The 14777-nt window shown below is 63.9% G+C and carries 14 protein-coding genes and 1 pseudogene; 1 reads left to right on the top strand and 14 read right to left on the bottom strand.

All coding sequences use genetic code 11. The features are described from left to right. Nucleotides 1-4: 4 nt before the first annotated feature. The 3 genes from IB274_RS27300 to IB274_RS27290 are packed head-to-tail and all read right to left on the bottom strand — an operon-like array spanning nt 5 to nt 2575. The gene (locus IB274_RS27300; protein WP_192435904.1) at nt 5-904 is read right to left on the bottom strand and encodes a transporter substrate-binding domain-containing protein; all 900 of its coding nucleotides are present in this window, start codon (nt 902-904) and stop codon (nt 5-7) included. 39 nt (nt 905-943) lie between these two features. Beyond that, on the bottom strand, nt 944-1294 hold the full coding sequence (locus tag IB274_RS27295) for a RidA family protein (protein ID WP_192435903.1): 351 nt from the start codon (nt 1292-1294) through the stop codon (nt 944-946). A gap of 24 nt (nt 1295-1318) precedes the next feature. Next, nucleotides 1319-2575 (bottom strand): D-amino acid dehydrogenase, encoded by a 1257-nt coding sequence (locus IB274_RS27290; protein ID WP_192435902.1) that lies wholly within the window; start codon nt 2573-2575, stop codon nt 1319-1321. 63 nt (nt 2576-2638) lie between these two features. Between IB274_RS27290 and IB274_RS27285 the strand changes: the two genes are divergently transcribed. Next, entirely contained in the window at nt 2639-3631 is a 993-nt protein-coding gene (locus tag IB274_RS27285) for a LysR family transcriptional regulator (protein ID WP_412548455.1), read from the top strand. Nucleotides 3632-3725: 94 nt separating this feature from the next. On the opposite strand, the gene IB274_RS27280 is transcribed toward IB274_RS27285, so the two are convergent. The 11 genes and pseudogenes from IB274_RS27280 to IB274_RS27230 all read right to left on the bottom strand — a co-directional run. Next, nucleotides 3726-4337 (bottom strand): hypothetical protein, encoded by a 612-nt coding sequence (locus tag IB274_RS27280; protein WP_192435900.1) that lies wholly within the window; start codon nt 4335-4337, stop codon nt 3726-3728. Continuing rightward, entirely contained in the window at nt 4334-5353 is a 1020-nt protein-coding gene (locus IB274_RS27275) for a hypothetical protein (RefSeq protein WP_192435899.1), read from the bottom strand. Before IB274_RS27275 ends, IB274_RS27280 begins: the two co-directional genes overlap by 4 nt. Further along, entirely contained in the window at nt 5350-5940 is a 591-nt protein-coding gene (locus IB274_RS27270) for a PAAR domain-containing protein (protein ID WP_192435898.1), read from the bottom strand. Before IB274_RS27270 ends, IB274_RS27275 begins: the two co-directional genes overlap by 4 nt. A gap of 288 nt (nt 5941-6228) precedes the next feature. After that, nucleotides 6229-7032, bottom strand: coding sequence for an N-formylglutamate deformylase (gene hutG, locus IB274_RS27265; RefSeq protein WP_192435897.1), 804 nt, complete (start codon nt 7030-7032; stop codon nt 6229-6231). 227 nt (nt 7033-7259) lie between these two features. Further along, complete coding sequence (gene hutI / locus IB274_RS27260; RefSeq protein ID WP_192435896.1) at nt 7260-8456, bottom strand: imidazolonepropionase; 1197 nt, start codon at nt 8454-8456, stop codon at nt 7260-7262. Next, on the bottom strand, nt 8453-9985 hold the full coding sequence (hutH, locus tag IB274_RS27255) for a histidine ammonia-lyase (RefSeq protein ID WP_192435895.1): 1533 nt from the start codon (nt 9983-9985) through the stop codon (nt 8453-8455). The genes hutI and hutH overlap by 4 nt, the downstream gene beginning before the upstream one ends. A gap of 49 nt (nt 9986-10034) precedes the next feature. Then, entirely contained in the window at nt 10035-10850 is an 816-nt protein-coding gene (locus IB274_RS27250) for a quaternary amine ABC transporter ATP-binding protein (protein WP_184588045.1), read from the bottom strand. Beyond that, nucleotides 10847-11701: an ABC transporter permease gene (locus IB274_RS27245; protein ID WP_184588043.1), complete on the bottom strand. Its 855-nt coding sequence runs from the start codon at nt 11699-11701 to the stop codon at nt 10847-10849. Before IB274_RS27245 ends, IB274_RS27250 begins: the two co-directional genes overlap by 4 nt. Nucleotides 11702-11766: 65 nt before the next feature. Continuing rightward, complete coding sequence (locus tag IB274_RS27240; RefSeq protein ID WP_192435894.1) at nt 11767-12738, bottom strand: ABC transporter substrate-binding protein; 972 nt, start codon at nt 12736-12738, stop codon at nt 11767-11769. 80 nt (nt 12739-12818) lie between these two features. Next, nucleotides 12819-14231 carry a purine-cytosine permease family protein gene (locus IB274_RS27235; protein ID WP_192435893.1) on the bottom strand — a complete coding sequence of 471 codons (1413 nt, stop codon included), beginning with the start codon at nt 14229-14231 and terminating at the stop codon, nt 12819-12821. 112 nt (nt 14232-14343) lie between these two features. Continuing rightward, nucleotides 14344-14777, bottom strand: a pseudogene (locus tag IB274_RS27230) (urocanate hydratase); the annotation flags it as partial.

Below are 14777 nucleotides of genomic sequence, written 5' to 3'. Positions count from 1 at the left end.
GGCGCTACTGCACCGGTTCGCTGGTGGGCTTAGCGATGATCGCCTGCAGCTCGGCGGTCATGGGGAATTCCAGGTTGAGGTTCTTCGGCGGGATCGGCTGCTCGAACCAGCGCTGGTAGATGCCCTTGATCTCGCCGGAAGAATACAGGTCGGCCAGGGTCTGGTTGACGAGGGCGAGAAACTGCGGGTCGTCCTTGCGCACCATGCAGGCGTAGATTTCCCGCGACTGCGGCTCGCCCACCACCACCCAGTGGTGCGGGTCGCGGGCCTTGGCCTTCTCGCCGTAGAGCAGCGCGTCATCCATGTAGAAGGCCACCGCGCGGCCGGACTGCAGCATGAGGAAGGCTTCGCCGTGGTCCTTGGCGCTGACCACGTTCATGCCCAGCTTGTGCTCGGCGTTGTAGGCCTTGAGGTAGCGCTCGTTGGTGGTCCCGGCAGTGGTCACCACGTTCTTGCCCTTGAGATCGTCGAAACCCTGGATGCCGCTGTCCTTGGCGGTCAGCAACTGGCCCTTCACATAGATGAAGCCGTAGGAGAAGGCGACCTGCTTCAGGCGCTCGACGGTGACGCCGGTAGAGCCGCACTCCAGGTCGACCGTGCCGTTCTGCACCAGCGGGATGCGCGTCTGCGAGGTCACCAGGTTGTACTTCACCTTCAGGTCCGGCTTGTCGAGCTTCTGCTTGATGCGCTCAACCACCTTGCCGGCCAGGTCCACCGAGTAGCCCATGGGCTGCCCGCTGTTGTCGCCCAGGTAGGAGAACGGCACCGAGGCGTCGCGATAACCCAGGGTTATCGCGCCTCGATCGGCGACTTTCTTCAGCGTGCCGTCCAGCGCTTCATTCGCCTGCGCCAGCGCGCAGACCAGGCTGGACGCCGCCAGCATTCCCAGTGCGAGTCGTTTCATGGGTTCGGTCCCTCTTGTTGTTGTCAGTCGGGTTGAGGTTCAAGGGCGCGCGGCGATCACGGTGATTTCCACCAGCACCGACGGCCGCGCCAGCAACGCCTGCACCGTGGTGCGGGTCGGCGCGCAACCTTCTGGCAGCCAGGCGGACCAGACGCCGTTCATGGCCTCGAAGTCCGCGGCGATGTCCTTCAGGTAGATGGTCGCGCTGAGGATGTTCGCCTTGTCGGTACCGGCTTCGGCCAGCAGTGCGTCGATCTTCGCCAACACTTCGCGGGTCTGGCCCTGGATATCGCTGGCCTGACCGGGCACCTGTCCGGAAAGGAAAACCAGCGAGCCGAAGACCATAGCGCCGGAAAGGCGGTCGTTGGTGGCGATGCGTGTGAGTTGCATGATGTGTCTCCCTATCCGATGGAATCAGCCCGCCAGTCGCTCTGGCGTCAGGCCGCTGGTGTCGATACCGGGTTTGCGCCCGCTGATCTGCGCGGCGATCAGCTGTGCGCTGCCGCAGGCCAGGGTAAAACCGAGAGCGCCGTGGCCGAGATTCAACCAGAGCCCGCGCGGCCCGCAGGCGCCCACCAGCGGCACGCCCGTGGGCGTGGCCGGGCGCATGCCGGCCCATTCGATGGCGGCGCCGTAGTCGCAGGCTTCGGGCAAGGTGTCCGCCGCCTGCTGGCGAATCAGAGCCAGGCGCTTGGGCTCCAGGCGCGGGTCGAAGCCGACGATGTCGACCATGGCGGCAATGCGCAGACGGTCGCCGATGCGTGCGTAGACCACCTTGCGGTCGTAGTCGGTCAGGCTCACGTCCGGCGCGTGGTCACCCACGCGAATCGGCGCGGTCAGGCTGTAGCCCTTGAGCGGATAGAGCGGCAGGCGCGGCCCGCCCGGCAGCAACGCAGCGCTGCGGTAGCCGGCGGCGAGCACCACGTGATCCGCCTCGAAGCTTTCCACACCAGCCGCCCCGCCCGCCTCCACTCCGACCACGGCGCCATTGCGCTGGATCAGCCGGGACGCCAGGTGACCATAGAGAATCCGGCAGTGACCGGATGCCTGGAGACGCTCGGCCAACCGCTGGCAGAACAGGAAGCAGTCGGCGACCTCCTCATCCGGCGTATGAATGCCGCCCACGAAGGGCGCGCGCTCCAGCGCCGGGTCCAGCTCGCGGCACTGCTGCGCCGAGAGCACAAACTGCTCGGAGGGATCGGACAGGTTCTGCCGCGCGCTGCGGAAGCTGCCTTCATCACGGAAGGCCACCAGCTTGCCGTTGCGCCGCCAGTCGAAACCGTCCAGCCCGTCTTCGCGCCACTGCGCCAGCGTAGCCTGGCTGAACAGCGCGAGGCGCAGCAGGTGTTTCGCGTTGGTCTGGTTCACCGAGCGCCGGCAGGCGGCGGTGAACTCCAGCAGCCAGCGCCATTGCGCCGGGTCCAGGCGCGGGCGCAGGCGCAGCGGCGAATCCCCGCGCAGCAGCCAGCCCAGCGCCTGCTGCGGCACACCGGCATCGGCCAGCGGCGCGACATAGCGGTAGGACAACTGGCCGCCATTGGCGAAGCTGGTTTCCAGCCCGGCCCGATCCCGCGCCTCCAGCACGGTGACGTCGAAGCCTTCGAGGACCAGCGCCTGCGCCGTGGCCAGCCCGACCACGCCCGCGCCGATGATGCATACCCGCTGTGCCATTGCTGTCTCACTGCCCATCCATTCCTGGCCCCGACCTTAGGCCCGGGTGACAGGCGGCGAACAATGAATAAACATGGGCAACCCATAACCTTGCGTTATACGCGCAGGTTATCCACACGACGGGAGACGCCCATGCGCCTGCGCCATATCGAAGTGTTCCAGGCCATCCGCGAGACCGGCTCGGTCAGCGGCGCCGCGCAACTGCTGCACGTCTCGCAGCCGGCGGTCACCAAGGTGCTGCAGCATGCCGAGCAGCAACTGGGCTTCCCGCTATTTCTGCGCGTACGCGGCAAGTTGCAGGCGACGCCCGAGGCACTGGAACTGGAGCGCGAAGTGGCCAAGGTCAGCGAAAGCCTGCAGGGCGTGCGGCGCCTGGCGCAGAGCCTGCGCGGCCAGCCGGAGAACCGTCTGCGCGTGGGCGCCACGCCGGCCATGGCGCTGTCACTACTGCCGCCAGTGATTCGCGAATGGACCGACCGCTACCCGCAGAGCAGCTGCGAACTGGCCACCCAGCACTCCCGCGAGCTGGTGCAGAACCTGCTGATGCGCGAACTCGACCTCGCCCTCACCCTGCAGCAGACCGACCACCCCGGCCTGCGCTCGCAGCCCATCGCCAGCGGCCCGCTGGTCGCCCTGGCGCCGCGCGGCCACTGGCCGGAAGATCGTTTGGGCCAGCCCCTGACGCTGGACGAACTGGCCGGCGAACCGATGATCGGTCTGTCCACCTCCGACCCGCTGTCCGCCCGCCTGGAAGGCCACCTGGCCAACGTCGAACCGCCGCCGCGCGTGCGCATCGCGGTGCAGACCTATGCCCTGGCGCGCACGCTGGTGGAAGCCGGCACCGGACTGGCGCTGGTCGACCCTTTCACCGCGCTGGGCGCGGACGAACACCTGACGGTGCAGCGCACGCTCTCACCCACGTTCAAGGTCACGCTCTACGCCCTGACCCGCGCCGACGAAACGCCACCGCATACCCAGGCGTTGCTGCTGGAGATGCTGGTGCGGCATGCCGAGGGGCAATTGGCACGGCATCGATTTGAATTAGCAAGTTGCTGAAAATATTACCGACATTACATCCTTGACACGGTATTAGATGGTTACCTTACCGAGGGACAGGAATTAATCAAAATAGACTTTAAGGAGTAACGATCTATCTTCGCTGGGGCGCAAAACCTCGATCCGCGCGTTCATCCATCCAATCCCACCATGTTTCGCCACTCAATTTTCTATCAACGTCACTGGCAAAGTGACGATCCCCCACCGCGCTTGCAGCACGTTTATTTAGCTCTCTCCACCGTGGATACCAGAAATACCATTGATGCCTTGAACTGTACGTGACACTTGGAAAGAACACAGAATCCAGTGCGCGCACTGACAACTGCCCTTTCTTATAGGCACGCAATGCCTCCTCGGAAAAATCAAAATAGCTTGCCGCCGGCAAAAGCTGCATACTCAAAATAACCAGCAACTTTTGACCTTCGTCCATTTTCGGATCAAATATAAAACGAACAGCGGAATTATAATTCTCACACGGATGCTCATACATATAAATAAATAGATCCGAAAGAAACACAATATCCGAACGCCCTTCATTACGCAACGCCAGATAATCCCCCCTATACCTTTCAACTACCATTCCGTACAGGGGACTACCCACCTCAACTTTATCGCATCTAGAATTAGCCCCCCAAAGACCCACGCATAAAATTGCAACAGCACCTAAAATACAAAAACACAAAAACAACTTAAGAAATATTCTCACGCCCTCAGCCTTCTAAAAATGAAAAAATCATGCTCTCCGCGCCCTCCCAGCGCTGAGTTATATTCTCTCTGCTCTTCCGACATTTTGGCCACTCTAAAACCAACATCATTTACGCGAATTTTATCCTCAGCCGCTGATACTGTTACACCTGGCGCCACAACAAAGCCAACATGCCCCGTCGCATCGATATAACTTTCAACATAAGCCCCAACATCCCCTGGCAACGGGCTTGTAGCAGCAATCCAATTTTTAGAGAGCCGACTCTGATCTGCCCAAGTATCGGCCAATGGTGGATAGAGCTTCTGATAAAACGGTATATATGTGCTCCTGCCTCGCTCAACCAGCGGGACTGACAGCCCAACCTCAGTGAGAACATCATAGACAAAAAGGCTGCACTTATTCGTTTTCGGTCCAATAACTGGCGGATTACCAAGGACTGGATGTGGCAGTGGGTGTTTCGCCACCCAATAGGACCATTCCGTCGACTCTCTATGCCTCAAAGCCGTGTCAACTATTTTCTTAGGCAGATCGCACAAGGTTATTTTCGTCGTCGCAAAATTTCCAGTATTCTTGCCAATCTCGTACTCAACTTCAGCAAAACCACACATTTCCTTCCTATAACTCTCTTCTTGCTTACCCTCGGTATCCGTCCGAATCAAGGGCATCCTCACCTTCACCCAGTTGCTTCTGGCGACTATTATTTTTCTTCCCCACTGAACAGCCTCCTCGTGGAGAAGCTTCTCGGCTCCGGTATCAGTCACAATGTATATCGATAGCTTAACGCCAACATTCGAAACCGCAGCCTCCGGTAATTTCTGGCGAAGTCCTTTCCTGATATCAGACAGCTGTTGCGGGGATAACGAGTTTTCGTAAAGAAGAATTGGTCCCATCTGTCCAAGATCATTGCTTGAGCCATCAAATACCGAGCCTTCGCAGATAATCTTGCACTTAAGACCAGTTATTGGTGCATTCAGTTTATCGACCAAGTGAACGCTAAATATCTCGAATTTACTCATGACTGCTCGCTCTGCTGAGTATCATCTGAAAATGGCTCAAAGAACTCCAAAACCTCCCATCCGTCACGATCCCCGCCGACGTAAGCAGCAATTACCGCGGATGCATCCTGCTCGTGATAGGGAGACCGCCCGGTACCGTCAACTGCGCCACGGCTAATTGGCCCCCCTGAGGCGTCGACGAATTTGTATTCAAGCCCGGATATTGGAGCTCCTTCCAAATCAAGAAGCTGGACACGCCCCTTATAGGTAGGGCGTTCGAGGGCGGTATTCAGTAAAGTATCTGTCGCGGATATTTCGCCTGAAGAGCGCGTTGAAGCAGCCGCAGGAGAAGTGGTGAATTGAGTTGTAGAGCCATACACCACATGGTCTGGGCAGCGACAAGCCACCTTGTCACCGGTAGCGACGTACGGTTGTTTTTCCGACCACTCATAGGCCGTGCCAATAATGGGAAAGGCACCATTGCACTTCCCGCACCACGCCTTATCGCCCAATTGAGCAATCGCCTTATCGCCCTCGAACCAAGTGGCTGTTGCCGAAATGATGTTTCCGTACGTTGTCTGATCGCCCAGACAGGCCAGAGCCCTCATTGTGCTTCTCCCATTGTCGTCCCGACTTCCGGCGACATACCGAAAACTCGAAGCTAACAGTGCGAAAAGAACCCAAGAGAGCTTGGAGAGAGAATGGGAATTTTCTCAAAACTTTGCGGCAAGGAGACTCAGACAGAGAGGAAGGTTCGACACTGAAGCCCAGAACCGTTGAGCTTGTCAGTGCGAATGAAAAAACAGCCCCCTGCCACACCGGGGCAGCGCCGCCGGGATGCGTGGTCCGGCGGCGCCGCGCCGACAGTCCCGGCGCGGCAGGAGGCTGCGTAAAACTCAGCGACCGTAGTGCTCGCGGCCCCAGGCGATGAAGGTTTCCAGCATCCGGCGCAGCACCTGGGCGGTGGGCGCGGAGAGGTCTTCGCGGTAGCCGAACGGCGCGTGTTCATCCATGTAGTTGCACTGGGCGAGCTCCAGCTGCACGGCGTGTACGTTGTCCTGCGGCTGGCCGTAGTGACGGGTGATGTGCCCGCCCTTGAAGCGGCCGTTGAGGATGTGTCGGTAGGCCGGGGCGTCGGCGCAAACGGCGACCAGGCGCTCGGCCAGCGCCGCATCGCAACTCGCGCCGCTGTTCGTGCCGATGTTGAAGTCCGGCAGCTTGCCGTCGAACAGGTGCGGGATCACCGAGGCGATGGAGTGGGCATCCCACAGCAGCGCGTAGCCGAACTCGGCCTTCAGGCGCGCCAGTTCGTCGGTCAGGGTCTGGTGGTAGGGCGTCCAGACTTCGGCGAGGTAGCGCGCGCGCTCTTCGGGCGACGGCGTCTGGCCGTCCTTGAACAGCGGGCGGCCGTCGAACAGGGTGTCCGGGTAGAGGCCGGTGGTGGCGGTGCTGTACAGCGGCTTGTCGTCGGCCGGGCGATTCAGGTCGATGACGTAGCGCGAGTAGTTGGCGGCCAGGGTGCTGGCGCCCAGTTCCTCGGCGAAGGCGTAGAGCCGCGGGATGTGCCAGTCGGTGTCGGCCAGTTCGCGGGCCTCATCCACCAGACCGGCTTCCACGGCCGGGGTCAGGCGGATGCCGGGGTGCGGCATGCTGATCAGCAGCGGGACGTGGCCGCGTTTGAAGGTGAGAACGTTATTCATGGGGTGCTATCTCCAGTACGGGCGAGATGAGTTCGTTTTTCTCAGGAGCGAGCGGGCTGATGAAACCTCGTGCCATTGCTGCCCTCACCCCAGCCCTCTCCCGGAGGGAGAGGGAGCTGTCCGTGCCGGCTGATGCTGCGGTTTCATCCTGCACCGTACGGTCCCCTCTCCCTCTGGAGCGGGGCGCGCAGCCAGGGTTAGGGTGAGGGGCATTTGATCTTGTGGCCTCACAGCTCTTCGCCATGACGAATGACGCGCTTGGGCAGGTCGCCGCCGAGCCAGTAGCTCAGTTCGGCAGGGCGCTGGATGTCCCAGGCGATGAAGTCGGCGACCTTGCCGGCTTCCAGGCTGCCGTGGCTGCTGGCCATGCCCAGGGCGCGGGCGGCGTTGAGGGTGACGCCGGCCAGCGCCTCTTCCGGGGTCAGGCGGAAGGCGGTGCAGGCCATGTTCAGCATCAGGCGCAGGGACAGCGCCGGCGAGGTGCCGGGGTTGAGGTCGCTGGCGATGGCGATGTTCACACCGTGCTTGCGCAGGGCGTCCATCGGCGGCAGCTGGGTCTCACGCAGGACGAAGAAGGCGCCGGGCAGCAACACCGCAACAGTGCCAGCCTCGGCCATGGCGATGGCGTCGCTCTCGTCCATGAACTCCAGGTGGTCGGCGGACAGTGCGCCATAGCGCGCGGCGAGGCTGGAACCGTGCAGCGAAGACAGCTGTTCGGCGTGCAGCTTCACCGGCAGGCCCAGGCGCTGTGCGGCCTGGAATACCCGCTCGACCTGCGCCGGGGAGAACGCCAGGTGCTCGCAGAAGGCGTCCACCGCGTCCACCAATCCGTCGTCGGCCAGCGCCGGGAGGATGTGCTGGCAGACCTGCTCGATGTACTCGTCGGCACGCCCGGCGTATTCCGGCGGCAGCGCGTGGGCGGACAGGCAGGTGGTGCGCACCGTCACCGGCAACTCCTGCTCCAGCCGGCGCGCCACGCGCAGCATGCGTCGTTCGCTGTCGAGGTCCAGGCCATAGCCAGACTTAACCTCCAGCACGGTCACGCCATCGGCCAGCAGCGGGCGGGCACGCTTGATGGCGCTGGCCAGCAGTTCGTCTTCGCTGGCCTCGCGGGTGGCACGCACGGTGCTGGCGATGCCGCCGCCGGCCGCGGCGATCTCGGCATAGCTGACGCCGTTCAGGCGCTGCTCGAACTCGCCGCTGCGGTCGCCGCCGAACACCAGGTGGGTATGACAGTCGATGAAACCGGGCGTGACCCAGGCGCCACCGAGATCGGTGCTCTGGATCGGGCGTTCGGGCAGTTCGGCGCGCGGGCCGATCCAGCGGATGCGTTCACCTTCGGTGATGATCGCGGCGTCCTCGATGATCGAGTAGCGGCCGTCTTTCATGGTTGCCGCGTGGCAGTGCTGCCAGAGGTGTTTCATTGCAGTCTCCCGATGCTCGCGCCGACGCTCTGCAGCGCAGCGGGTTCGCCCAGCAACGCGGCGGCGCGGGCGATGTCCGGCGCCAGCCAGCGGTCGCTGTCGTAGGCCGGCACGCGTTCGCGCAGCAGGCTCCAGGCGCAGTCGGTGCCGCTGCCGAAGCGCTGCGGCTTGAGGAATTCGAAGGCCTGGGCGGCCAGCAGGTATTCGATGGCGAGGATCTGCGTGACGTTGCCGACCACCTTGCCAAGCTTGAGCGCGGCGCTGGTGCCCAGGCTCAGGTGGTCTTCCTGCAGGCCGGAGGTGACGTAGTTGTCCACCACCGCCGGTTGCGCCAGCTGGCGGTTCTCGCCGGCGAGGGCGGCGGCGACGTACTGCACGATCATCATCCCGGAGTTGACCCCCGGCTGGCTGACCAGGAAGGCCGGCAGGCCGCTGACCAGCGGGTTGATCAGGCGGTCCAGGCGCCGCTCGGCAACCCCGCCCAGCTCGGCCACGGCGATCGCCAGCAGGTCGGCGGCCATGGCCACGGATTCGCCGTGGGGGTTGGCCTGGGAGACCACGCGGTAGTCGTCCGGGGTGCCCAGCACCAGCGGGTTGTCGGTGGCGGAGTTGAGTTCGGTCTCGATCTGTTTCGCCGCGTGCTCCAGCTGGTCGCGCACGGCGCCGTGGATCTGCGGCATGGAGCGGATGCTCAGGGCGTCCTGGGTGCGGATGCCCTTGCTGGCGGCGATCACCTCGCTGCCTTCGAGCAGCGCGCGCAGGTTGGCGCCGACCTTCTGCATGCCCGGGTGCGGCTTGAGCGCGATGATCTCGGCGTCGAAGGCGTCGATCTGCCCGCGCAGGGCCTCGAAGCTCATGGCGCCGATGACATCGGCCCATTGCGCCAGGCGCGTGGCGTCATCCAGGGCGAGACAGCTCAGGCCGGTCATGCACGGCGTGCCGTTGACCAGGCAGAGCCCGTCCTTGGCGCCCAGCTGCACCGGTTCCAGCCCTTCGGCGGCCAGCGCCTGGAAGGCCGGGACGATTTCGCCGCGGTAGCTCACCTCACCAATGCCCAGCAGCGCCACGCCGACGTGGGCCATGTGGGTCAGGTAGCCCACCGAACCCTGCGAGGGCACGCGCGGGGTGATGCCGTGGTTGAGCAGCGCCAGCAGCGCTTCCACCACCCGGCGGTGCAGGCCGGATTTGCCGTGCGTGAAGTTGGTAATCGCCGCGCAGATGATCGCGCGGGTCTGCTCGTCCTTCAGCGGCTCGCCGACGCCGCAGGCGTGGCTGAGCAGGGTGTTGCGCGACAGCTGCGCCAGTTGCTCGCCCTGCAGCACCACGTTGCACAGCGCGCCCAGCCCGGTGCTGATGCCATAGGCCCGTTCACCCCGGCTGACGATGCGCTCGACGATGCCCCGGGCGTTGTCGATGCGCGCCCAGGCGGCCGGTGCCAGTTGCAGACGCGCGCCATGGCGCGCCACGGCGACCAGGTCCTGCCAGCGCAGCGGGCCGTTGCCCAGGGTGATGGTGGAAGCGGACGACATGCGGAACTCCTGTAGGCGGGGAAGCGCCCTTCCCCGCCGGTGAATGGCGTTACAGCGCGGCGACGCGGCGCTGGACGAAGCGGTCGACGTACTCGTCGGCAGGCTTGTGCAGGATGTCGGCCGGCGCGCCGACCTGGATCAGCTGGCCGTCCTTGAGGATGGCGATGCGGTTGCCGATGCGCACCGCTTCATCGAGGTCGTGGGTGATGAAGACGATGGTCTTGTGCAGGGTCTTCTGCAGCTCCAGCAGCTGGTCCTGCATGTCGGCGCGGATCAGCGGGTCGAGGGCGCTGAAGGCTTCGTCCATGAGGATGATGTCGGTGTCCGCGGCCAGGGCGCGGGCCAGGCCGACCCGTTGCCGCATACCGCCGGAAAGCTGGTGCGGGTAGGACTTCTCGTAGCCCTTCAGGCCCACGGTGGCGATCCAGTGCAGCGCGCGCTCCTGGCACAGCGCCTTGCTCTCGCCACGGATCTTCAGGCCGTAGGCGACATTGTCGAGCACGCTCTTGTGCGGCAGCAGGCCGAAGCTCTGGAACACCATGCTGATCTTGCGCCGGCGGAAGTTTTCCAGCGCGGCGGAGTCATAGGCGAGCACGTCCTCGCCATCCACCAGGATCTGCCCACTGGTGGGATCGATCAGGCGGTTGAAGTGGCGCACCAGGGTCGACTTGCCGGAGCCGGAGAGGCCCATGATGACGAAGATTTCCCCCGCCTCGATGGACAGCGAAAGATCGTTGACGCCGACCACGCAATCGGTGGCGGCGAGCACCTCGGCCTTGCTCTTGCCCTGGCGGATCATGTCCAGTGCGGCATCGGCCTTGGCGCCGAAGATCTTGTAGACGTTCTTGACCTGGATCTTGCTCATTTGCTGGCCTCTGTGTGGCGCGAGCGGCCGTAAGCCTGGGTGATGCGGTCGATGACCACGGCGAGGATGACGATGGCGAGACCCGCCTCCAGGCCCTTGCCGACGTTGAGCGTCTGGATGCCCACCAGCACGTCCTCGCCCAGGCCGCGGGCGCCGATCATCGAGGCGATGACCACCATCGACAGGGCCATCATGGTGGTCTGGTTGATGCCGGCCATGATGCTCGGCAGCGCCAGCGGCAGTTGCACGCCAAACAGCTGCTGGCGGCGGTTGGCGCCGAAGGCGGTGATGGCTTCCATCACCTCGCGGTCGACCTGGCGAATCCCCAGGTCGGTGAGGCGGATCAGCGGGGGCGCTGCGTAGATCACGGTGGCGAAGATCGCCGGCACCTTGCCCAGGCCGAACAGCATCAGCACCGGGATCAGGTACACGAAGCTGGGCATGGTCTGCATGATGTCCAGCATCGGCAGCAGCACGGCGCGGAAGCGATCGCTACGCGCGGCGACGATGCCCAGCGGGATGCCGATCAGCACCGAGATGATGGTCGCGACCATCATCAGCGCGAGGGTCTGCATCAGCTTGTCCCACAGGCCCACGGCGCCTACCAGGAACAGCAGCCCGACGATCACCACGGTCGGCAGAATGCGCCGGGTGGCGTGCCAGGCGATGCCGGCGACGATGGCCAGCATCAGCCACCAGGGAGTGGCCCGCAGCACGCTCTCCAGGTTGACGATGGCCCACAGCAGGGTGTCGGAGATGTGGCGGAACACGTCGCCGTAGTTGGTAACCAGGGCATCGACCCAACCGTTGACCCAGTCGGCGATGGAGAAAGTGAAGCGTTCGGGAAACATGGCACGTACTCGTCAGGAGTGGGCATCACCGGAAGGAGCCAGGGCTCCTTCCGGGTTCGGCGGCGTCAGAGCGCTGCCTGGACCTTCTTCGCAGCGTCCTCGCTGACCCAGGTGGTCCACACCTCCGGGTGCTCCTTGAGGAAGGCCTTGGCCAGTTGCTCGGAAGTGAGCTTCTCCTTGGCCATCTTCGCCAGGTTCTGGTTCAGCAGGTCGATGGGCAGGTTGACCTTCTCCAGCACGGCCACCAGCTCCGGGGCCTGCTCGTGGAACGCCTTGGACAGGCCGACCTGGATCTTGACGTCCTTGTTCACGCCTGGCTCATCCAGCTTTACCAGGTCGGCCTGGCCCATCAGCGGCGTCGGCGACCAGTAATAGAAGAGAATAGGCTCCTTGCGCTTGTAGCTCGACAGCACGGCGGCATCCAGAGCCGGGCCGGTGCCGGGGCGGAAGTTGGTGTACTTGTCCTCAAGGCCGTACTTCTTCAGCATCTCGGAGTTTTCCAGCTCGCAGGTCCAACCGGCCGGGCAGTTGTAGAAGCGGCCCTTGCCCGGCTCTTCCGGGTCACGGAAGACTTCGGAGTACTGCGCAAGGTCGGTCACGGCCTTCAGGTTCGGCGCCTTGGCTTCGATGTTGCGCGCCTTGTCGCCCTCGATCACGAAGCGCGGCACGTACCAGCCTTCGGTGGCGCCGACGATGGGCGCGCCCACGCCGACTACCTTGTTCGCGGCGGCGGCCTTGTTCCAGGCGTCGCTGCGGCCGATCCACTCTTCACTGAAGATCTGGATGTCGTTGTTCGCCAGCGCCTGTTCCATGGTGATGGAGTTACCCGGCAGGCTGTCGGTTTCGCAGCCGTAGCCGTGCTTCAGGATGATCTGCATGAGATCGGTGAGCAGCATGCCGCTCTCCCAGTTCAGCCCGGCAAACTTCACCGGCTTGCCACTCTCGCACCAGCCGGCGGCCTGGGCCGATGCCAGGTTGCCGCCCAGCAGTCCGGCGGAAAGGAACAGGCCCAGCAGCGTCTTCTTGGTGTTGTTCATCTGATGCTCCTAAACGTGAATGAGGTTGGGGCAGTGCAAGGGCCGCGCCTGCTTGTGGCCGCGCGGCCGGGCCGGTCTGTTCAGGTGCGGGCCGGCAGGATCAGCCGGTCCGGTACTGCCCGCGTGACGCGCCGGGCGACCAGGTAATAGAGAACGGCCGGAACCACGAGGCCGATGATCCAGGAGATATCCACGCCACCCAGGGCATCGACCAGCGGGCCGGTGTAGAACTTGGTGGAAATGAACGGCAATTGCACCAGGACGCCGATCACATAGACGCTGATGCCGGGCACGTTCCAGCGGCCGTAGCGGCCATCGGGGTCAGCCAGCGCCGGCACGTCGTAGTGCTCGCGGGTGATGCAGTAGTAATCAACCAGGTTGACCGCGCTCCACGGGGTGAAGAAGGCCAGCAGGAAGAGGATGAAGGACTTGAACGCGCCGAGGAACGAGTGCTGGCCGAGCAGCGCGATCAGGGTCGCGGCGCCGACGATCAGCAGGACGAACACCAGGCGCTGCAAGCGACTCACTTCCAGGTGGCCACGGAAGCCGCTGATCACGGTGGCGATGCACATGAAGCTGCCGTAGGAGTTCAGTGTCGAGATGGTGATCTTGCCGAAAGCGATGCTGAAGTAGAGCAGCGCGGCAACGGCGCCACTGCCGCTCAGGCCGACGACGTAGGCCACTTCATGGCCGGCGAACTGACCGTTGGCCCCGGCGGCGGCGAACACGCCGAAGATCATCGCCACCTGCGCGCCGATCACCGAACCCGCTCCTACGGCGAGGAAGGTCTTCAACGAGGACGTCTTGCTCGGCAGGTAGCGCGAGTAGTCGGCGACGTAGGGGCCGAAGGCGATCTGCCAGGAGGCCGCCAGGGACACCGCGAGCAGGAAGCTGCTCCAGCTGAAGTGACGAATCTGCAGCAGCGCGCTGACGTCGGTCTGGCTCATCAGGCGGCTGAACAGGTAGACGAAGGCGATCACCCCGATGACGCTGGCGATGCGGCCGATCACATGGATCACCCGATAGCCGAGGACGGTCACCAGCACGATGACGCTGGCGAACATCAGGATGCCGACGCTGTCGCTGACGCCGAACAGCTGGCCCAGCGCCTGGCCGGACAGCACGGTGCCGGTGGCGGTGAAGCCCAGGTACATCAGGCACACCAGCACGATCGGAATAGCCGCGCCATAGACACCGAACTGCACACGGCTGGAGATCATCTGCGGCAGGCCTAGCTTCGGCCCCTGGGCCGCGTGCAGCGCCATGACGCCGCCGCCCAGCAACTGACCGATAAGCAGGCCGATCAGCGACCAGAACACATCGCCGCCCAGCACCACGGCCAGGGCGCCGGTGACGATGGCGGTGATCTGCAGGTTGGCGCCCAGCCACAGGGTGAACTGACTGTAGAGCTTGCCGTGGCGCTCGGCCTCGGGGATGTAGTTGATCGAACGCACTTCGATCAAGGGTTTGGAGCTATCACTGGCCTGGGACATCGTTATTGTTCTCCCGACGGGATTTCTTGTCTGTCGATGTACTGCTGCTGTACGGACCGGGCCGCCGCACCACGCCGTGCGGCGGCCCTCTCCCTGGTCCTGGACTGCTGAATTACTTGCCGGTGATCATCGGCAGGTTCAGGCCCTGCTGCTTCGCGCAGTCGATGGCGATCTGGTAGCCAGCGTCGGCGTGACGCATCACGCCGGTGCCTGGGTCGTTGGTCAGCACGCGGGCGATGCGCGCCGCCGCTTCGTCGGTGCCGTCGCAGACGATCACCATCCCCGAGTGCTGCGAGAAGCCCATGCCCACGCCGCCGCCGTGGTGCAGCGAGACCCAGGTGGCGCCGCTGGCGGTGTTCAGCAGGGCGTTGAGCAGCGGCCAGTCGGACACGGCGTCGGAGCCGTCCTGCATGGCTTCAGTCTCGCGGTTCGGGCTGGACACCGAGCCGGAGTCGAGGTGGTCGCGGCCGATCACGATGGGTGCCTTCAGCTCGCCGCTGCGGACCATTTCGTTGAACGCCAGGCCGAGCTTGGCGCGCTGGCCCA

The organism is Pseudomonas sp. PDM18, assembly GCF_014852585.1.
Taxonomy (GTDB): domain Bacteria; phylum Pseudomonadota; class Gammaproteobacteria; order Pseudomonadales; family Pseudomonadaceae; genus Pseudomonas.
This window is presented reverse-complemented; position numbering and strand designations above follow the sequence as displayed.